We start from the raw sequence: 20,531 nt of genomic DNA on the forward strand, positions 1-20,531 counted from the left end.
AGTTCACAAATTTAAATTTCTTCCACAGATTTAGGATCTACTTTGATACCCAAACTCATGGTACTCGATAGAAAGATACTCTTAACATATGTTCCCTTAGCTGCAGCAGGTTTAAGCTTTTGGATGGTAGCAACAAACTCCTTAGCATTGTCACGGATCTTATCTTCAGAGAAAGATACCTTGCCAATAGATGTGTGAACAATACCGGCTTTATCCACCTTAAAGTCTATCTTACCTTGCTTAACCTCTTTTACAGCTTGAGCGATATCGTTGGTTACGGTACCACTCTTTGGGTTAGGCATAAGACCACGAGGTCCGAGAACACGACCCAACGCACCAATCTTACCCATAATAGCAGGCATAGTAATGATTACGTCAATGTCTGTCCAGCCACCTTTTATCTTTTCAATATATTCATCAAGCCCTACATAGTCGGCTCCAGCTTCTTTAGCTTCTGCCTCTTTGTCGGGTGTACACAGAGCCAAAACCCTAATTTCCTTACCTGTACCATGTGGTAGAGAAACTACACCTCTTACCATCTGGTTTGCTTTACGTGGGTCAACGCCAAGGCGAATATCAATGTCCACAGAAGCATCAAACTTGGTGGTTGTAATCTCTTTAACCAAAGCACATGCTTCCTTCAATGTGTACATTTTCCCGGGTTCGACCTTGCTCAAAGCCAACTTCTGATTCTTTGTAAGTTTACTCATTGTCTAATCGAATTTAATTATTTTCCGGGAATTCACCCTTAACTGAAATACCCATACTCCTTGCTGTTCCTGCTACCAATCTCATTGCAGATTCGATAGTAAAACAGTTTAGGTCCACCAACTTATCCGTAGCAATGGCTCTCACTTGTTCCCAAGTGATTTCTGCCACCTTCTTTCTATTAGGTTCTGCAGAGCCAGACTTAATCTTAGCTGCTTCAAGTAGTTGAATAGCCACAGGGGGAGTCTTAACAACGAAGTCAAAACTCTTATCTGCGTAATAGGTAATTACGACAGGAAGAATTTTACCTGCGCTGTCTTGGGTTCTGGCATTGAATTGCTTGCAAAACTCCATAATGTTAAGACCCTTTGCACCTAGTGCAGGACCCACAGGAGGTGAAGGGTTAGCTGCGCCACCCTTAATTTGCAACTTTAATTGTCCAGCAACTTCTTTTGCCATTTTTGAACATTTTTGTGTATTAAAAAATCGAATGAGAAAAAGTAGAAATCATCGGAATACCGTAACACGTACTCCTAAAAACTACTCTTTCACTACCTGTAAATAGCCTACCTCCATAGGAGTCGGATTACCAAAGACCTTAACCAAGATCTTCAGCTTCTGCTTCTCGGGATAGACTTCTATCACCTCACCATAGAAACCGGTAAAAGGATCAAAGGCCAACTTGACCTTATCTCCCACATAGAATTCCAGATCCATGTCGGCAATCCTTTCGGTAAGCTCATCGGCAATCCCAAGCATACGCTTAACTTCATCTTCACGCAAAGGGACAGGGTCCGGATGCGCTTCCAAGAAGCCCAGCACGTTAGGAGTTACTCGAAGTCTGTGCTGCACCTCGCCCACAAGCTCAGCCTGCACAAAGACATAGCCCGGAAAGTACGGTCTCTCTCTTGCGATCTTCTTACCTCCACGCACTATAAATGTCTTTTCCATAGGTATAAGCACGTTGTGTACATAGCGGCCGAGATCTGTATGCTTACACTCAGCTTCTATGTACTCCTTTACCTTTACCTCTTTGCCACTTACAGCGCGAAGGACATAATACTTAACGTCAGAATTCCCTTGCATTGCTCAGAATCTTCTTAACGCGTGATCAACTTGTATAGTTCGGAGATAATAGTTTCAAAGCTCTTATCTACTAAGAAAACAAAAACAGCAATAATGATGGAAGCAATAAGGACTATTACTGCACTGTTTGCCAATTCGGCTTTAGTAGGCCATGAAACCTTGTAGCGCAATTCTTCATATACCTCTTTGAGGTAATTTGCCATGCGCACAAATATATTCGGTTTTGCAACCGCATTAGTATTTGATTTTGCCATCGTAATCTTAAGATTTTTAGCACGGGTTGAGAGACTCGAACTCCCGACACCTGGTTTTGGAGACCAGTGCTCTACCAACTGAGCTAAACCCGTATAAAAAAGTGAGAGGTGCTATCATCTGTGTTTCACGGAGGGGAAGCACCTCTCACTGTTATTTTATGAGACCTTTAGGGAGAGTGGCAAAATTTTTACTCTCAAGGTCTGATCACTCGTATTAGTCGAGAAGTTCTGTAATCTGACCGGCACCTACTGTACGACCACCTTCACGGATTGCGAAGCGAAGACCTACGCTACATGCTACCGGATAGATAAGTTCGACAGTAATAGTTACGTTATCACCAGGCATTACCATTTCTGTTCCTTCAGGAAGAGTGATTTCACCTGTAACGTCAAGAGTACGGATGTAGAACTGAGGACGATACTTGTTGTGGAATGGAGTGTGGCGACCACCTTCTTCTTTCTTCAAGATATACACCTCAGCCTTAAATCTCTTGTGAGGAGTAACCTTTCCAGGGTGAGTGATAACCATACCACGCTTGATTTCGTTCTTATCGATACCACGAAGAAGAAGACCTACGTTATCACCGGCTTGACCTTCGTCAAGAATCTTGCGGAACATTTCCACACCTGTAACAACTGATTTCAAGCCAGCAGCACCAAGACCGATAATTTGAACTTCTTCACCTGTCTTAATGATACCTGTCTCAATACGACCGGTAGCAACAGTACCACGACCTGTGATAGAGAATACGTCTTCAACCGGCATCAAGAATGGTTTGTCGATATCACGTGGAGGAAGTGGAATCCAGTTATCTACTGCATCCATAAGCTCCATAACCTTATCTTCCCATTTTGCATCTCCATTAAGAGCACCAAGAGCAGAACCTTGGATAACAGGAGTGTTATCACCATCGAAGTCATAGAATGAAAGAAGTTCTCTCATTTCCATTTCCACAAGTTCAAGCATTTCTTGGTCATCAACAGAGTCGCACTTGTTCATAAACACAACAAGACGAGGAACGTTTACCTGACGTGCAAGAAGGATGTGCTCTCTTGTTTGAGGCATAGGACCATCTGTAGCAGCCACAACGATAATAGCACCGTCCATTTGAGCGGCACCGGTAACCATGTTCTTCACATAGTCGGCGTGACCAGGACAGTCAACGTGAGCATAGTGACGGTTAGCAGTTTCATACTCAACGTGAGAAGTATTGATAGTGATACCTCTTTCCTTTTCTTCTGGTGCGTTGTCGATAGAGTCGAAAGAACGCAATTCAGAAAGACCCTTCTTTGCCAATACTGTAGTAATAGCGGCAGTCAAAGTAGTCTTACCGTGGTCCACGTGACCGATAGTACCGATATTTACGTGGGGCTTACTCCTATTAAAATGTTCTTTTGCCATAATTTAAAATGTTATATATGGGTTAAATTTCTTACTTGTTTCTCAGAGCCGATGCCGGGATTTGAACCCGGGACCTCTTCCTTACCAAGGAAGTGCTCTACCCCTGAGCTACATAGGCGAAAAAAAAGAGAGCGGAAGACGGGGCTCAAACCCGCGACCCTTAGCTTGGAAGGCTAATGCTCTATCGACTGAGCTACTTCCGCATTCAGACCTATTATAGACCTGTAGATTTTATTTAAGTGGGCAGTGATGGATTCGAACCACCGAAGACGAACGTCAGCTGAGTTACAGTCAGCCCCATTTGGCCACTCTGGAAACTGCCCTTCCATGTTTTCTTTTTAAGGTGAGCCTCTTGTCGGATTCGAACCAACGACCCCGAGATTACAAATCACGTGCTCTGGCCAACTGAGCTAAAGAGGCTTATTCAAACACCCAAACAACCTCTGTCGTTCTTTCAAGTGCTTTCGGGTGCAAATTTAAGTACTATTTTTCGATTGTGCAAGTAGCGAGCAAATATTTTTTCATTTCCTACTTCCGAATGGCTTATAATACATCATCTTCCACCTCAAGATTGGATACGATGAACTCTTGACGGTCCGGTGTATTCTTCCCCATATAGAAGTCGAGCAGCTCCTTTATGCTATCCTCTTTCCTCATAACCACAGGATCGAGTCGGATATCCGCTCCGATAAAGTGCTTAAACTCCTCTGCCGTGATCTCTCCCAAGCCCTTAAATCTGGTGATAGAGGCATTAGACCCCAGCTTTACCACGGCTTCGTCCCGTTCTTTCTCGTCATAGCAGTAGATGGTCTGCTTTTCGCCCTTATCTCTCACCCGGAAAAGAGGTGTCTGTAATATATATACGTGTTTTTGGCGAACCAGATCGGGGAAAAACTGCAAGAAGAACGTTATGATGAGGAGACGGATATGCATACCGTCCACATCGGCATCGGTTGCCACGATGACCTTATTATATCTGAGGTTGTCTATACCATCTTCTATATTAAGAGCGGCTTGAAGGAGATTGAACTCCTCGTTCTCATACACCACTCGCTTGGAAAGTCCGTAGCAGTTGAGCGGTTTTCCCCGAAGAGAAAACACAGCCTGATACTCCGCATCCCGGCTTTGCGTGATAGAACCGCTTGCCGAAAGTCCCTCGGTGATAAAGATTGACGTATCGTCCGGACGGGGTGTTTTCGGGTTATTATAATGGTAGGTGCAGTCGCGGAGCTTTTTGTTGTGGATGGAAGACTTCTTTGCCCTCTCTTTTGCAAGCTTGGTAATGCCGGCAATGCTCTTACGCTCCTTTTCGCTCTCAAGTATCTTTTTGTAAAGGATGTCGCTTGTCTCGGAGTTTTTATGCAGATAGTTGTCCAGCTCCACCTTGAGAAAATCTCCGACGAATTTACCCAAAGAGATTCCGCCCTCCGCTATATCTCTGGAGCCCAACTTCGTTTTGGTCTGACTCTCAAAGAGTGGTTCCTGAATCCTGATGCTTATTGCCGCCACTATTCCGGAGCGTACATCGCCCACATCGAAGTTTTTACCATAATACTCTTTTATGGTTTTAGCCACATGCTCTTTGAATGCAGAGAGGTGCGTACCCCCGTGAATCGTATTCTGTCCATTCACAAAAGAGTAGTACTCTTCCCCATACTGCGAAGAGTGGGTCATGGCTATCTCTATATCTTTACCGCTGAGATGGATGATCGGATAGAGTGCTTCTCCCGTCATGGTATCTTCCAACAGATCCTGCAACCCTCTTTTCGAGCTGAATCTTTTGCCATTGAACGAGATGGTAAGCGAGGTGTGAAGATAGCAGTACATCTTCAGCATCTGCTCCACATAGTCTTTAATATAATGGTACTCCTTAAACAGCGTAGGGTCGGGATGGAACAACACTTTGGTGCCATCCTTCTCATCCTCGCAGTCGAAGAAGTCTGTTTCGGAGACGAATATCCCTTTTTCAAACACCACGCTCTTCCCTTTTCCTGAGCGGAACGATGAAAGCTCCATCCGATCACTGAGAGCATTCACGGCTTTAAGCCCTACTCCATTGAGTCCGACCACTTTTTTGAACACCTCATCGTCATACTTCGCTCCGGTGTTCATCTTTCCGGCGATGTCTCTCAGCGATCCTTGCGGCACGCCACGCCCGAAGTCTCTTACGACAACAAGCCCGTCCTCATCTATGGTAATCTCTATTCGGTTGCCATACCCCATGGAGTACTCGTCTATGGCGTTGTCTATCACCTCCTTGAGGAGGACATATATTCCGTCATCCGGACTCGTTCCATCTCCGAGCTTACCTATATACATTCCCGGACGCCTCCGGATATGCTCCATAGGGTCTAATGTAACAACTTTATCGTCGGTATAATTGTGATCTTGTAGGGTTTCTTTGCTCATGCCGGGAGTCTATCTCAATCTGTTTGAGGGTCAAAGATACAAAAAAGAAGTGGGAGCTAAATCACCATAAGAGGAAAGAAAAGAGAGCTTGCCCGATGCTGTAAAATCAAAATCCCGATTCACCCTTTTCATCCACCGCTCCACCCGAAGAGCCGGAAAGCATCCCTTCTCACCTCAAACCCTCCAAAACACTCCGGATAGGATTATGACAGAAGCCCTTAACAGACCTCGTTGAACAAAAAGACACTTCCTAAGCGAGAGCCGGGAAGTTTTAAGACATTTTCTCTTTCGGTTCACCGCCCCGTCCAGCCTCCGTTTTTATATATTTCATCCCGAAAAATGCTCATTTTTTTCGGTCTCTCTATTTTGATCAGAGGGGTTGTTTTCAGAGAGGTGCCGAATTTGTTAAATCAGACCGATTTATTAACACAAATTTCGACATCTATTGAGCAAAAACGGTAAACGAGCATATTTTGTCGGCTTAACGTGTTTAATTTTTCAATGAACACGTTTACCGATTTCATTTAATACGTTTACCGGATTCGATTAAAGTGTTCAGCCAAAACCATTAAAACACTAAACACCAACCACTTACATATTTTCGCCCTAAAAAGCACCTGAAAAGGCAAATTTCTTTATTAGGAAACATTTACAGGAATGGGTATTAAAATTCACACCAATTAACGCGAAAAAGCCCCATGAAACGGACTGAGAAAAAATTTTTTCCAAATTCGCGATTTTTCATATCTTCCTATCGGCAAGCCAGTTAGAGAGACTGGCACAAAAACAGACCACCTCCGTCCCCCTCCCCAAGAAGATTTCCTGAGCAATTTTTCGCACCTCATATTTATAAAAAAGCTCCCCGAAAAGGGAGCTTTTTTATACTCTGTATTTTTATTTTTCAGCCGGAAATTTATCCGCAGCCGTTTCTCTTTTTTATCTTTTATGGATGAGAGCCATGAACTCCTCACGTGTCTTTTGAGACTCGAAAGCTCCGGTAAAGTCGCTGGTCATGGTTATGGAGTTCTGCTTCTCCACTCCCCTCATCTGCATACACATGTGTTGGGCTTCGATGACCACCATCACGCCGAGCGGATTCAGCGTATTCTGTATGCACTCTTTAATTTGTGTCGTGAGACGTTCCTGTACTTGAAGCCTGCGAGCAAAGATATCCACCACACGAGGCAGCTTGCTCAGACCCGTGATATATCCGTTCGGGATGTATGCGATATGCGCCTTACCAAAGAAGGGCAACATATGATGCTCGCAGAGCGAATAGAAGTCGATGTCTTTCACAACAACCATCTGGCGATAGTCTTCCCTGAACATTGCACTCTTCAACACCGCTGCCGGATCCTGACGCATCCCTTGCGTCAAAAATGCCATTGCTCTCGCAACTCTCAAAGGGGTCTTTTGCAACCCCTCTCTATCGGGATCTTCTCCCAAGTGTATCAGTACTTCCTTATAGTGTGGCATCAGTATGTCTATGTCCACACCATGTTCTACTCCTTTTTTTTCAGAACTCATAGATTATAGATCAGTTAAAAACGGTAGACCGCATCCCGGACTACGTACATATCTCTTGCAAATGCAGGAAAATCTTTTTTCAGCTTCACCATGGCGTCTCTTGCCTCTGCTTGCGTCAGGAAGTTACCTACACGCAGCTTCCAAGATGGGGCTTGAAACTGCAAGTAAGTGGCAAGCTCCGGATGAGCTTCCTGTATCACCTTTTCTCTGTATGCCGCTGTGCTTCTCCCCTTAGTACCGTTACCGTTATAGATTTGCACTCTATACCCGACCACTTTCTGCTCTGAGGTAACCGCCCCGACAGCCATAATCTCTTCCGAATACACCTTGCTGTCCAAAGAGAGCCCCGTTCCGACAAGAGCCTTGATGGCAGGAGACTGGCGGATAGTTACTACTCCCCTTCCCATCTCAATCCTTGCCAAAACCTCGAAAATATCCTTTTGAGGCATCGGCGCATCGGTTTGAGCACTCAACGCAGTGCCGGAAGCAAAAAGCAGAAAGAGCAGCAAGAAGAGAGACTGCACACTCCTTATGGATATATTTGATCTCATTGTTTGCTTCAGATTAGTTTGTTATCCGGCTCAAAGATACACTTTTATTCTAAAACGATACCCTTCAAACGTGCCCGGAGAGCAAGATAGAGCCTCCGAAGAGTGCCCAAAACCGGCTCCGGAAATCGCCATTGGAGAATGAGCGGAAAGAGTATGCGGGGAAATACGAGGCTCTATCCCCCGCCTCATCGTGCCCTCTACAAGAGTGCCGGATAACGGGTATTCTACGAAAAATAGCTATCTTCGTTACTTATAATACCATATTGAGAATATATAAAAAGAGCATTCCGAAATCATGATAAAACGAATACTTACAGGCATAATCCTGCTACTGGGAGCTTCCCTATCTCTTCATGCGCAAACAGATGTACAAAAGCTGAAAGAGAGAGACAGAAAAACACAGTTGGAGATGAGCAGATCGAAGGAGATCTTCTCGGCTCTGCTCAACAATCTCTCCATCCTCTATGTGGATACCATAGATATGAAGAGCATCTTCTCGGAGGGGATGAACAGCATGCTGGCAGGGTTAGACCCCTACACGAACTACCTGGAGCAGTCCGAAACAGAAGATTTCAAGTTTATGGCAACAGGTGAGTATGGCGGAATAGGTGCATTCATCCAGCAGCGCGACTCCGTTGTCTACGTCTCCAATCCGATGCCCAACACTCCGGCTGAACGCGCCGGACTGAAAGTGGGAGACATGTTCGTGAAGATAGATACCCTTTCCGTCATACCGAGCACCAATGCCAGAGTGAGCAATCTGCTCAAAGGTCCGGTCGGGACATCGGTAAAAGTAACCATCCGAAGGCTGGGAGAAGATAAGGAGAGAGAGGTTACGCTTGTGAGAGAAAAAGTGATAGTGGATCAGGTAGTTCATCGTGGCATATACGGCGATGGTGTCGGCTACATCCGTCTATCCTCTTTCACGGATAAAAGTGCGCAGAATGTGATGGATGCGTTCACCCAACTCCGAGACACCAAGAAGATGAAAAGCCTCATCTTAGACCTTCGGGGCAATACCGGAGGCGTCATGGGAGGAGCGATAGAGATATTGAGCATGTTCGTTCCGGAGAAAACATTGGTGGTCGAAACCAAAGGACGTCAGGTGGGAACGTCTCAAAAATATTACACTTCCGGTAAGGTTTTGGACACGAAAATACCTATCGCTGTCCTTATCAACGGCAACAGTGCTTCCTCTTCAGAGATCGTAGCCGGAGCAATGCAGGATCTGGACAGAGCAGTACTTATCGGAAGTAAAAGTTTTGGCAAAGGATTGGTGCAGACCACACGCCCTCTCCCCTACAAAGGGCTGTTGAAGGTAACCACTGCACGCTACCACATCCCGAGTGGAAGGTGCATACAGCAGATAGACTACTCTCATAAGCAACCGGACGGATCGGTTGCCGCTGTTCCGGACAGCCTTACAACACTGTTCAAGACAACGAACGGAAGAGAGGTGAGAGACGGTGGAGGCATTCGTCCGGACATAGAAATCAAAGACGAAATACTGCCCGGCATAGTGATCTACATGCTGAGAGACGGCTCTCTGTTCGAGTATGCCGGCAGGTTGTTCCTGAAAAACCCGAAAGTGCAGTCCATTAAAGAGATCAAAATAACGGATGAGGAGTTTGAAGGGCTGGTAAACTTCTTGGAAGAAAAGAAGTTCAGATACGGCGAGCAAAGCCGGAAAGTGGTATCCGCATTGGAAAGATTGATAGAGTTTGAAGGCTATTCGGAGTCGAGCAAAGAGGCTTTCGAGGCTCTCAAGAAGCAGGTGGAACCCAATCTTAAAAGAGACATTGTGCCGCACAAAAAGTTGATCTCCGCCTATCTCAAAGAGTTTCTGGCTGCCTATTACTTCGGCATGGAGGCGCAATATGCGGTAAACATGGAAACAGACCCTACGGTTACAAAAGCGATAGAGATACTGAGCAACCCGAAAGAGTACAACAAAATCCTTTTCCCAAAGAAATAAAAGAGAGACCGGTATGAGTTCACGCAAAGAGCGAGAGGAGAGAGTGGGGATATGTTACTCCACAAATCCCGACTTCAAATACGAAACACTGCAGATAGAAAAGCCCGACACTCTGCCCTTGCACCGCCAACGCCTGCGTGTGTATAAGGATGCCCGGCAGAGAAAAGGCAAGATCGTTACCGTCGTAGAGGGGTTTGTCGGAAAAGAGGAAGACCTCAAAGAGCTTGGCAAGATATTAAAAGTGAAATGCGGAGTGGGTGGTTCGGTAAAGGATGACCTTATCATTATTCAAGGAGATCGGGTCGCCCAGATAGAAACACTCCTTGCCGACATGAAGAAAGAAGATGCAGAAAGACAGTAACCACACTCCTCTGACCATCTATACTGCCTCTGCCGGAAGCGGTAAAACATTCCGGCTAACGTTGGAGTATATCAAGCTGATCCTGAAAGAGAGCTCCCCGAAGGCGTTCAAGCATATCCTTGCCGTTACTTTTACAACCAAAGCAACGGGGGAAATGAAAGATCGAATACTGAGAGAGCTACACACTCTTACCCATACACCGGAAGAGTCGCCCCTCATGGAGGCTCTGCAAGAGGAGCTAAGCCTTTCGCCCGAACTCATACAGCAGAGAGCCAAGTCTTCATTAGAGGCTATCCTCGACGGCTATGGCGATTTCAGGGTACAGACAATAGACTCCTTTTTTCAAGAGATTGTCCGATCTTTCGCCATAGAGATAGATGTGATGAACAACTATGAGGTGGAAATGGATACCGATGTGGTTCAGAAAAAAGCCATGGACAGCCTTTTCGGCTCTCTCGACACGGAAGAGAATAAAGTTGTTTTGGATTGGATCGGAAGCATGCTCAAGGAGTCTCTGCAAAAGGATCAGATAGTCTCCATACCGAAAAAGCTATCTGATTTGGCTCCTTTGCTGTTCGTGGAAGAGTTTGCAGAGATTTTTGCCGATCAGAGGATGAGCTTCTCTCCTGAAAAGATCAAGGAAGCGAAGAAAGAATTGACAGCCATAGCCAAAGAGAGGATAGAGCAATACGTGGATCCTCTTACACATGTTGTCGAGATATTGGATAGCGCAGGCATCAGAAGAGATGAAGTAACAGTCGCTCTAAAAAACGAGCTCGTGAGGGTCGTGGACAGGCTGGGAAAACTTGGGACAAAGTTTTGGGACGAGGAGTATGGCAAGATGAATCCGAAGTCCAGATCCACATTCATGAAACTTTGGGAGGATGAGACAAGCAACCTTGCTGCATCTAAGGTGAGAAAAGAACGCAAGGAGGAGATCAATGCGCTCCATGAAGACATCGCTCCTCTGCTGGAAAAGACAGTGGAGCTGTACGATGAGGTAGAGAAAGATGTGGTTACGGCAATCGTATTGCAGAGTAATCTGGACACACTGCCCATACTGGTAAAGCTATATGCGTACATCGAAAAATACAGGCAAGAGAACAACTGTCTTATCATATCCGATATTTCCCAACTTCTTCACAGAATCATATCCGGAGCCAAAGTACCTTTTGTTTACGAAAAAGTGGGATCGAGAATCAAGCACTACATGATAGATGAGTTTCAAGACACCTCTAAAGTGCAGTGGCTGAACTTTAAGCCTCTTCTCATGGAAAGCCTCGCGTATGACAATGAAAATCTTCTCGTGGGAGATCTGAAGCAGAGTATATACCGATTCAGAGGCTCTGAAAGCTCTCTTCTTGCCACAAAAGTACCCGGCGATCCGGATCTGAAAAGAGTAACAAACAGCAAAAGGCTGGAGATCAACTGGAGAAGTCTTCCCAATGTTGTAGATTTCAACAACAATTTTTTCAGTAATGCCGTAGATTTTTCGATCTTCGGAACGGAAGAGGGAGGACTTTATGAAAGCAGCGCAAACTCTATCTCTCACAAAGTCTATACAGAAGAAGAGGTCTCCCAACAGACCGCTCCGAAATGGGATAAAGAGTGTCATGATACCGAAAAGCCGGGTTATATTACTCACCTGTTCCTGAAAGAAAAAGAACAATCGAAAAAACAGCCGGAAGAACAAACGGAAAAACAACCGCAGATAACCGAAGAAGATTTATTGGAGGTGTACTTAATAGATCTTTTTGAGAGAGGATACAAACCGGGAGATATTGCCATCCTTGTGAGAGACAACAGCGAGGCAGCAAGAGTAGCCCTGCTGTTGGGCTACCTGAAAGAGACCTACAAGGATAATCCTAAGTTCCGGTTCGACTTCTTCTCCAATGAAGCTCTTACCGCAGATGCCTCTCCAATAGTCCTTCTTCTGATTGCCTATATCAAACACCTCGCATTTCCAAGTTCGGACAGCTATAAGCAGGAGTTCTTTCTGCATCTCGACCGTCTTTGGATCATCTCTTCATCACAGATCGAAAAAGATGAGCTATATCGCCAAATGATGGACATGGCTGCCTACGGACGCTCTATTTTTGAGACCATAACACTGGCAGTAGAGCTGCTTAAACCGATAGATAAAAGAGAGGAGATCTATCTGAACACTTTTCTTGACATTCTGTTTCAATACACCAAAGAGCAAGTCTCAACCTACCGATTGTTCTACGAATGGTGGGAGGAACAGGGATATAAGACAAAAATACCGATGCCGGAGAGCATAGCAAACTCTACAATCAAGGTGGGAACCATCCATAGTGCAAAAGGTTTGGAGTATCCGGTCGTCATTCTTCCGTTCGTATCTTGGAAGATGGCAAGGAAACAGAATAAAATTTTCGTATCCTCTCAATCTCTTCCAAGTGAGTTTGCCGCTCTTCCTCTCTATATAGTGCCACTACAGAACAAATGTGCGCACACACACTTCCGAGAGTTGTACAATAAAAAGATGCTTGAACTCTATGAAGATGAGCTTAATCTGCTGTACGTTGCCTATACTCGTGCAGAGAAAGAGCTACATGTACTCTCGAAGATTGTAAAGAAAGAAGACAGCAAAGGAAAAGAAGAGCCGGCACCGTTTTCTATCTCAAGTGTGGTATTCAACACCATAGAGAAACTGCAAGATAAAGGTATTCTAAAACAGCAAGAGTGTCCATTGATAGAGTGCGATGAAGAAGGACAAAGCAGTACAACTATGTTCTTCTCTTATGGATCTCCATACATCGTTTCCGACAATGCAAATGAAGTGGAAGAGGAGAGCGATACCATAGAGTTGGAGAAGCTTTCTACTACTCCCCGATTTGGGGACTTAAACATAAAAGCTCCCGACTATGCGATCTATTTGGAACAGGAAACCGAAAGAGCAAAAGGGGTGAGAATGCACTTTACACTCTCTGCCTTGAAGAGCATATCAGAACTTGATGACCTTTTGAAAGAAGCTCAAGAAAAAAGAAGCCTTACGGAGCAAGAGTCCGAACAGCTTCGCTCTCTGATAGAAAAGCGGAACAATGATCCTGTTTCTTCGGATTGGTTCTCAGATGATGCGGAGGTGTTGAACGAACGAGCGATATTGCTCCACGAGACAACGCAAAGACCAGACAGAGTAGTCCTTCATCCGGATGGCAGAATCACGATCATAGACTATAAGTTTGGAGAGCAGGTCAGCAAAAAACACGTAAAGCAGGTTGAGTACTACTGCTCCCTCTATCGGTCTATCGTATTTAAGAAGATAACCGGCTATGTCTGGTATGTTTTGTTGGACGAAATCGTCCCTGTAACAGAGTAAATCAGTTTTTGCAAGCACCCGAAAATTGGGTTATATTTGTAGGATAAAGCGAGATATCAACACGTAGGAATAACACTTATGACCTTTCATAAAAGATATAAATTAGAACAGCTTTCGGAAGTGGCAAAAGAGCTTATAGATTCTTTTCCCGAAGCCCGCGTTTTTGCTTTCTATGCTAACATGGGTGTGGGAAAGACGACTCTCATCAAATCTATCTGCTCACTCTTGGGAGTGGAAGAGACCACCGCAAGCCCGACCTTTGCAATTGTCAATGAATATAAGGGTGGTGTCGGATTTGAATCGGTTTACCACTTCGACTGCTACCGGTTAGAAACCAGCAATGATGCTTTCAACGTAGGGGCAGAAGATTATCTGGAGAGTGGCAGATACTGTTTTATAGAATGGCCCGAAGTGTTAGAGCCATTTATGCCAGATGGTACCATAAAAGTGGAGATAGAATCCTCTGCCGATGGTACTCGTGTAATGCGTGCATTTCCTTTTTTCAGTTAGTGTCCGATGTCCCCACTCTCTTTCGTCCGTCTGGCTCTTGCGATCATGTTTATCCTGCCCGGTATATTAGCCCTTTCGGTTAGCATACTGGGGAGTAAGTGGTTTTTCAACAGCCACGGCACGAAATATGCGAGACAAAACTTGGGAAAGAGCGGAGCAAGACTACTTTATGCCACCCTCGGAGTCCTTCTTTTAGGATGCGGTTTATGGGGTTGGATTCATGCAGAAGATATGCTCTGATACCGACAATACCATTTAAGATACGACAACCAGATAGTTAATAGTTCAGTTGATGGAACAGATAGACTACAATCTAACCAAACAATATTACGACAATCTTATCCTCCTGCTTGAGCAAAACAGATTAGGAGCTGTCTGTAAGGAGATGGAGTCCATAGAGGAACATTATGGCTACAACAAGTGGACAAGTACATACAGATCTGCTCTCCAGGTTCTTTCTCCCATGAAGCAGTATCTCCATACAGGTGTGGCGGATCCCGAAAGAGTGAACATCCTTGAAGATCTGCGCCGTAAGCTGGCTGAACAGGTCGATCGTTTCTACTACTTTGCAACAAGATCCTCGAACCATAGCTTTGATCATCCCATAATGAAGCTGGCATCAGAGTGGGGAGGAGATGTGGAGAACATTGAGTCTGTTCTTAATGATCTTTCCATAAATGACTCCACAAGTAGAGAAGAGGTTTGGAAATCTCGTAACCGGATATTCCGCTTTCTATCTTGCTCACCACCTCTTACGTCCGGTCTCTATGATGTTATCGTAAACTGCCCTGTTCTATCCGGAAGCGAAAGAGATCAGACTCAAATAATTACTGCCGGACTTATTGTTAGCAGCCTGTTCTTGGGGCTTAATGCTTTTTTCTGCCCGCTCAAGTTTCGTTTGATAAAAGATTTGACACAAGACCCTCACACCAAAGTTGCAGGATGGGCTACGGCTGCGTTGTTCCTTTTAACGGCTCATCACTCTAAAAGAATATCCTTACTGGGCAAGGAGCAGCTCGCTCTCGTCATAGGAGAAGAGGAAGAGTTCCAAACAGAAGAGTGGCAAAACAGGCTTATGGAGTTTCTTCTTGCTTACTATCCTACCTTTACGACTCAAGAAGATCACGAACGATATAAGAGTGAAATATCTTCCCGCCTTGAAGATATGGCTCGTAAGATGAATATCTTCGGCGGTGTCGGAAATACGGAAGAGTTTTTAGAGCGCATAAAGGAGTCGGGTGAGGATGCTGAGCTAATGCAAGCAACGAACGAACTGCAAACATCATTCGCCAAAACAAAAGATATACACTATCACACCACAACAGAACTCCGCCGATTTCCATTCTTTTACGAGCCTGTAAACTGGCTGATGCCTTTTGACCTTACCCATTTTAGACTGGCAAGCGAAGAGATGACTTATTTTCTCAAGCTGCTTCCTTTCATTTCTCCCGGCGGGAGACTCTGCTCCGGCGACTTGTATGCTTATGCTTGTATGGGGAATTGGTCTCAGATAGCAAAGATGTCTGAAATTCCTTCAGAAGCTCTATCTTCTATCAAACCGATAGAGGCAGAAGATCTTCTCGAAGGTTCTATTGGTGAGGGTATTAGAGACTTTGTTTATACGACTTACCGATTTTTCCATCTGGAAAGAAGTTACAACTTCACCTCCCACGTATTCTTTCACAAAGCGTTCATTATAGACACTTCCCCCTCACAAAATATCCCTCTTACTGCGGAACAGAATCGCACTTTGTCCTCTCTCCTGTTGGAGTCAGGATATAAGTCGTACTCTCTCATGGTTCTGAAACGTTCGTTGATCTCGGCATCCGACTTTCGTTTAGCCGCTCTGTTGGCTGAGAAAATATCGGAGGAGAGTTTGTTCGGATCAGATGCCGTTTCAAGCAAAGATGTGGAAGAGTATCTTCTGGAAGCTCACCGCTTGGATCCTCTTCATGTAGGTACTCTACTTAAATTGGGTGATCTAATGAGTTTGACTCCTAAGACCTATAACGAAGCGCTTCAATACTTGGATGAAGCTGAGCGGGTAGTAGATTCAAACATTCCGGCTTTGTCCAAACTTGCTCAACTTTATGCCAAGACCGGAGACAACGCAAAGGCTCTTGACATATACTATAAGGCTTATGTTCTGACAGAAAGCCCGAACTACTCCATTCTTCGCAGGCTGGCGTTACAACTATACAAAATGGAACGCTATAAGGATGCCATTGAAAAATGGGAGCTGATACCTGAAAGTGAAATGAAGAAGTCGGACTATATATATAAAGGACACGCTCTTATCTACTTGAATCAAGTTCCCGAAGCGATGGAATCTTACAAAAAATGGAGAGGATATGACGATAACGAAAGTATCCTTCAGTGGCAGCAATACTACATAGAGCCTATAAACAACATTTTTACGGAGACCGAATGGGGACTGCTTTACGACTCTTTTGATTTTCAATAAGCCTTTATCATGAATAGATCTGTCTATAAATCCATCCTACTGCTTCTCTCTCTTATCGCCGTAAGTGCTTGCTCCGGACATTCTAAAGAGAGACATTCCGGAGTGGAAGTAAAAGTGATACGCACGACTCCGGAAAAGGATTCCCTTTGGGCATATACCTTCTCCTCCACCAACACGGCTCTTCGCAGCCATGAATACGGGACATCCTTTATCTTGTCCGATACACTCGGAGTAGATACCGTGCTCATTCATGTCCTTTATACTTCAGAGGGGGAGCTGATCATGCCGATCTTGCCGGAGAACAGCAAGGATAAAATTTTAATAGACCTCGACAAGCAATCCATCAAAACAGGAAAAAAGAGTCCGAATAAGGACTTTGCCTCCTACGCTCAAGCTCTGTCATTTCCGCTTGCAGACGTGGATAGCGTCATGATGAAAAAGTTTATTTCACTTGTACAAGAGGATCCGAACAGCATTGCAGCCCTTACCTACAACGATTTTCTTAAGGAACTTTCGGGCAGTTCTCTCGTTGCAGACACACTTTTGGGTGGTCCGTCCGAATCCGGATACCTCTATATTGCCGACAGACTATTTCCTCTTCGTACAGACATGTCCTACCGAAAAGATCTGAGCTTCACTTTTTTTGCGGACAACATGCTATATACTTTTACCAAAGATCCCGGTAAAGAGAAGAAAAAAAAGATTTCCGATCGCTGGGGTAAACATCCCTATTTTGTGGTTACAGCAATGCAAAACTGGAGTACAGACAGCATCGGCAGGGCAAATGAAAAGAGTTGGATCTCTCTTGCAGACAGTCTTCAGGTTCCTGTAATTGCTCTCTTCACCAACTCTGATACCATACCCAAAGACCTGCTAAAGAAAAGACGACACAAGCTTGCCTATATCCCCATAGCGGATAGCATAGCCTTGGCAACACGTATAGCCGAGCAGCTCCACATTTACGAGGAGCCTTATTATATGCTATTCGATTCCACTTATGTGGCACGCTATCAAGAGAAGGAGGCAAAGATATTTGAACAGAAATTAAGAGAGATAATCCTCAAAAAGTAACCACCTCAATGGATCTACCTAAATCTAAGCTTGTAAAAACCTTTGCTGCTACCGTTTGCGGAATACATGCCACAACAATAAGCGTGGAAGTAGAAGCCGAACGAGGGAGTTCCTTTACGCTTGTCGGATTACCCGACACTGCCGTAAAAGAAAGCTATCGACGAGTGGTTTGTGCCATAAAACAGAGTGGGTTCGATTACAAAATAGGATTGCGTTATCTGGTCAATCTCTCTCCTGCGGATATCAGAAAAGAAGGTACACTGTTCGACTTACCGATAGCCATTGCCATACTTGCCTGCACGGGTCAGATACCTGAAGATGCTCCAGGAAAGTTTATGATCATGGGCGAACTATCTCTCGATGGTTCTCTCCAACCCGTAAAAGGTATTTTACCTATGGCTCTTCATGCTCATGGAGAAGGTTTTTCCGGCATCATTGTACCCAAGCAGAATGCCCTCGAAGCCGCTGTCGTATCCGGTCTTAATGTCTATGGAGCAGAAACACTCTCTGATGTAGTAACCCTTCTACGCAATAAAGAAGAGGGATTATCTCCTGTTTCTCTCTGTATAGAGGATCAGTTTGCCAACGTCTACACTCATATCGGTTCGGACTTTGCCGATGTCAAAGGGCAGGAGAATGTCAAGCGAGCAATGGAAGTGGCTGCAGCGGGAGGGCACAACATTATCCTCATAGGTCCTCCGGGCAGTGGAAAATCCATGATAGCGAAACGTCTGCCCGGTATTTTACCGCCTTTCACTCTCAATGAAGCATTGGAGACAACCTCCATACACTCTGTGGCAGGCACATTACCGCATGGCATCTCTCTACTGAAGCATCGTCCTTTTAGAGCGCCACACCATACACTCTCCTCCACTGCCATGGTCGGAGGGGGCGCCAATCCTCTTCCGGGCGAGGTAAGTTTGGCGCATAACGGAGTACTCTTTCTGGATGAACTTCCGGAGTACTCTCGTAACGTGTTGGAAGTGCTCCGCCAACCTTTGGAAGATCGTGAGGTTTCCATTTCTCGCACAAAAGCATCTGCCCGCTACCCGTCATCATTCATGCTTGTCGCAAGTATGAATCCCTGCCCTTGCGGTTACTATAATCATCCCGATGTCCGTTGCCAATGCCCTCCGGGAGCGGTGTCCAAGTACCTGAACAAAGTGTCTGGTCCTCTGCTGGACAGAATAGATATACAGATAGAAATAGCTCCTGTCCCGTTTGAAGCCCTCTCCAAACGAGAAAGTGGAGAGAGTAGCGAAGACGTCAGAGCACGTGTACTAAAGGCACGAAAGATACAACAGGACAGATTTGAAGGCTGTTCGGGTATATACACCAATGCACAGATGACACCCGAACTGCTTCAGAAATATGCAAGACTGGACGAACAGTGCACCGCCATACTGAAACGTGCCATGGACAGATTCTCTCTTTCGGCAAGGGCTTACGATCGCATACTCAAAGTAGCAAGGACAATAGCCGATCTGGATGGCTCCGAGTCGATCACGACCAAGCATATCGGAGAAGCTGTAAACTATCGCAATTTGGACCGTTCCAATTGGGGGAATTAGAGCTATGAACCCATAATAAACTATATAACCCACTAAATTTATGCTAAATCGCTTCTATAATCAATTTTACTCGGTTATATTTGTATCAAATGGTTTTCACAATCCAACCAACAGCCGGCTGCTGAAGGGCTGTCGTGCTTAAAGTGTTCCACGACACCGAAGCATTATCATATAATAGTGCAAGACATTAGAACCTATGAAAGTATCTCATATTTTTCTTATCGCTCTGTTTTTATCCTCTCTCTTTATAGCGGGAGGATGTGCCAAGTCTGCCTATAATGTTGCAACCAATTGCGACAAAAATCAAGTGGGTAACTACGTCATCAAATGGGAAGTTACACCGGCAATGCCCGGCAAAGTCAATATATATGTATCGGACAGACCGGAGTTTTTCCCGAATAGTCCTGCGATGGTGATGCCTATCGGAGAGAACACCGCAACGTTTGTAACAACGGACAACTTCAGTCAAAAATACTTCCTGTTGGAATTTGAAGGAAAGATCAGCACGGTTGCAGCAATGAGACACCTGCCTATGGGAGCCACCCCGAACTTTAGAGACGCAGGAGGATACATTTCCGAAGAGGGATTCAATATGAGATGGGGAAGGCTTTTCCGCTCCGGCAGATTACGCTCTCTATCTTCCACAGACTCTCTCTTTCTAAAGAGGTTGGGCGTCAGAAGTATTCTCTCTTTAGACGAAGATGTTCCATCTTACAGCAAACGCCCAAGACTTTTACCGACAGGGATACAGACCTTAAGCCTTAAGGCAGATAAGCCGGTCAACTATTCGGAGTTTCTCTCCGAAGTGTATAAGGGAAATGCAGTAACGGAAGAGATTAGAAACTTCAAGATGAATGCGTCCAGAAATTTTGCTTTTGAGAGTCGCAAACAGTTTACCAAAGCGTTTCAGTTTCTTCTTAATGAGTCCAATTACCCGATTCTGATAACGGACAATCTCGGAAAAGATCGTGTTGCATTCTTCTTTCTCATCGTACACTCCGCAATAGGTATTCCCGCAAATGCTGTGATAGAAGACTGTCTGCTGAGCAACCAAATGCTGGACATTCGGACCCTCGTACCCAACATCAACACACTGGATCCGCAGATACAGGAAAATCTGATGTACTACTATGTTACAACGGATGAGAATATAGTGGCAATCTATCAAGAGATCATCAGCCGATACAGCTCCATAGACGAATACTTGAAAGAGATGTACGGACTGTCGTTTGAAGACAGAATGAAGCTGAGAAAGCTTCTTCTCGAATAAGCGATCCTCTCTTAGAACAACCAATAATCAAA

17 protein-coding genes and 5 tRNA genes are annotated in these 20,531 nt (G+C 44.9%); 9 read left to right on the top strand and 13 right to left on the bottom strand.

Features of this window, described 5'->3' with window-relative positions; genetic code table 11:
• Positions 1 to 11 precede the first annotated feature (11 nt).
• The 13 genes from rplA to HQ39_RS04775 all read right to left on the bottom strand — a co-directional run bounded on the left by rplA (position 12) and on the right by HQ39_RS04775 (position 7,937).
• Positions 12 to 710, bottom strand: a complete 699-nt coding sequence (gene rplA, locus HQ39_RS04715) for a 50S ribosomal protein L1 (RefSeq protein WP_036791320.1) — start codon at positions 708 to 710, stop codon at positions 12 to 14.
• Positions 711 to 723: 13 nt separating this feature from the next.
• Positions 724 to 1,167 carry a 50S ribosomal protein L11 gene (gene rplK / locus HQ39_RS04720; RefSeq protein ID WP_036791317.1) on the bottom strand — a complete coding sequence of 148 codons (444 nt, stop codon included), beginning with the start codon at positions 1,165 to 1,167 and terminating at the stop codon, positions 724 to 726.
• Positions 1,168 to 1,248: 81 nt separating this feature from the next.
• Entirely contained in the window at positions 1,249 to 1,794 is a 546-nt protein-coding gene (gene nusG, locus HQ39_RS04725) for a transcription termination/antitermination protein NusG (RefSeq protein WP_036791314.1), read from the bottom strand.
• Positions 1,795 to 1,808: 14 nt separating this feature from the next.
• Entirely contained in the window at positions 1,809 to 1,997 is a 189-nt protein-coding gene (gene secE / locus HQ39_RS04730) for a preprotein translocase subunit SecE (RefSeq protein WP_036792668.1), read from the bottom strand.
• A 71-nt stretch (positions 1,998 to 2,068) separates the two neighbouring features.
• Positions 2,069 to 2,141: transfer RNA gene (locus HQ39_RS04735), tRNA-Trp, on the bottom strand.
• 121 nt (positions 2,142 to 2,262) lie between these two features.
• On the bottom strand, positions 2,263 to 3,450 hold the full coding sequence (gene tuf, locus HQ39_RS04740; RefSeq protein ID WP_036791311.1) for an elongation factor Tu: 1,188 nt from the start codon (positions 3,448 to 3,450) through the stop codon (positions 2,263 to 2,265).
• 46 nt (positions 3,451 to 3,496) lie between these two features.
• Positions 3,497 to 3,568: transfer RNA gene (locus HQ39_RS04745), tRNA-Thr, on the bottom strand.
• Between the two features lie 12 nt (positions 3,569 to 3,580).
• A tRNA-Gly gene (locus tag HQ39_RS04750) sits at positions 3,581 to 3,653 on the bottom strand.
• Between the two features lie 37 nt (positions 3,654 to 3,690).
• A tRNA-Tyr gene (locus HQ39_RS04755) sits at positions 3,691 to 3,773 on the bottom strand.
• A 23-nt stretch (positions 3,774 to 3,796) separates the two neighbouring features.
• A tRNA-Thr gene (locus tag HQ39_RS04760) sits at positions 3,797 to 3,870 on the bottom strand.
• A 123-nt stretch (positions 3,871 to 3,993) separates the two neighbouring features.
• On the bottom strand, positions 3,994 to 5,859 hold the full coding sequence (locus tag HQ39_RS04765; protein WP_036864163.1) for a DNA topoisomerase IV subunit B: 1,866 nt from the start codon (positions 5,857 to 5,859) through the stop codon (positions 3,994 to 3,996).
• 936 nt (positions 5,860 to 6,795) lie between these two features.
• Complete coding sequence (folE, locus tag HQ39_RS04770) at positions 6,796 to 7,386, bottom strand: GTP cyclohydrolase I FolE (RefSeq protein WP_036848027.1); 591 nt, start codon at positions 7,384 to 7,386, stop codon at positions 6,796 to 6,798.
• A 14-nt stretch (positions 7,387 to 7,400) separates the two neighbouring features.
• A complete protein-coding gene (locus tag HQ39_RS04775) occupies positions 7,401 to 7,937 on the bottom strand; it encodes an SPOR domain-containing protein (RefSeq protein ID WP_081965378.1) in 537 nt (178 codons plus the stop codon).
• Positions 7,938 to 8,232: 295 nt separating this feature from the next.
• Here HQ39_RS04775 and HQ39_RS04780 point away from each other — a divergent pair, with 295 nt between their 5' ends.
• The 9 genes from HQ39_RS04780 to HQ39_RS04815 all read left to right on the top strand — a co-directional run bounded on the left by HQ39_RS04780 (position 8,233) and on the right by HQ39_RS04815 (position 20,499).
• Entirely contained in the window at positions 8,233 to 9,912 is a 1,680-nt protein-coding gene (locus HQ39_RS04780; protein ID WP_036864166.1) for a S41 family peptidase, read from the top strand.
• Positions 9,913 to 9,925: 13 nt separating this feature from the next.
• Entirely contained in the window at positions 9,926 to 10,273 is a 348-nt protein-coding gene (locus HQ39_RS04785) for a translation initiation factor (protein ID WP_036864169.1), read from the top strand.
• Entirely contained in the window at positions 10,257 to 13,613 is a 3,357-nt protein-coding gene (locus HQ39_RS04790; protein ID WP_036864171.1) for a UvrD-helicase domain-containing protein, read from the top strand. Before HQ39_RS04785 ends, HQ39_RS04790 begins: the two co-directional genes overlap by 17 nt.
• Before the next feature lie 78 nt (positions 13,614 to 13,691).
• A complete protein-coding gene (gene tsaE, locus HQ39_RS04795) occupies positions 13,692 to 14,123 on the top strand; it encodes a tRNA (adenosine(37)-N6)-threonylcarbamoyltransferase complex ATPase subunit type 1 TsaE (protein WP_036791290.1) in 432 nt (143 codons plus the stop codon).
• Between the two features lie 6 nt (positions 14,124 to 14,129).
• Positions 14,130 to 14,363 (top strand): Imm17 family immunity protein, encoded by a 234-nt coding sequence (locus HQ39_RS09405; RefSeq protein WP_052103119.1) that lies wholly within the window; start codon positions 14,130 to 14,132, stop codon positions 14,361 to 14,363.
• A gap of 52 nt (positions 14,364 to 14,415) precedes the next feature.
• Entirely contained in the window at positions 14,416 to 16,587 is a 2,172-nt protein-coding gene (locus HQ39_RS04800; RefSeq protein WP_036864174.1) for a tetratricopeptide repeat protein, read from the top strand.
• Positions 16,588 to 16,596: 9 nt separating this feature from the next.
• On the top strand, positions 16,597 to 17,658 hold the full coding sequence (locus HQ39_RS04805; protein ID WP_036864177.1) for a hypothetical protein: 1,062 nt from the start codon (positions 16,597 to 16,599) through the stop codon (positions 17,656 to 17,658).
• Positions 17,659 to 17,666: 8 nt separating this feature from the next.
• Positions 17,667 to 19,229 (top strand): YifB family Mg chelatase-like AAA ATPase, encoded by a 1,563-nt coding sequence (locus HQ39_RS04810; RefSeq protein ID WP_036864180.1) that lies wholly within the window; start codon positions 17,667 to 17,669, stop codon positions 19,227 to 19,229.
• 196 nt (positions 19,230 to 19,425) lie between these two features.
• Positions 19,426 to 20,499 carry a tyrosine-protein phosphatase gene (locus tag HQ39_RS04815; RefSeq protein ID WP_036791277.1) on the top strand — a complete coding sequence of 358 codons (1,074 nt, stop codon included), beginning with the start codon at positions 19,426 to 19,428 and terminating at the stop codon, positions 20,497 to 20,499.
• The last annotated feature ends 32 nt before the right edge of the window (positions 20,500 to 20,531 follow it).

This window comes from Porphyromonas sp. COT-108 OH2963, assembly GCF_000768895.1.
Classification (GTDB): domain Bacteria; phylum Bacteroidota; class Bacteroidia; order Bacteroidales; family Porphyromonadaceae; genus Porphyromonas_A; species Porphyromonas_A canoris.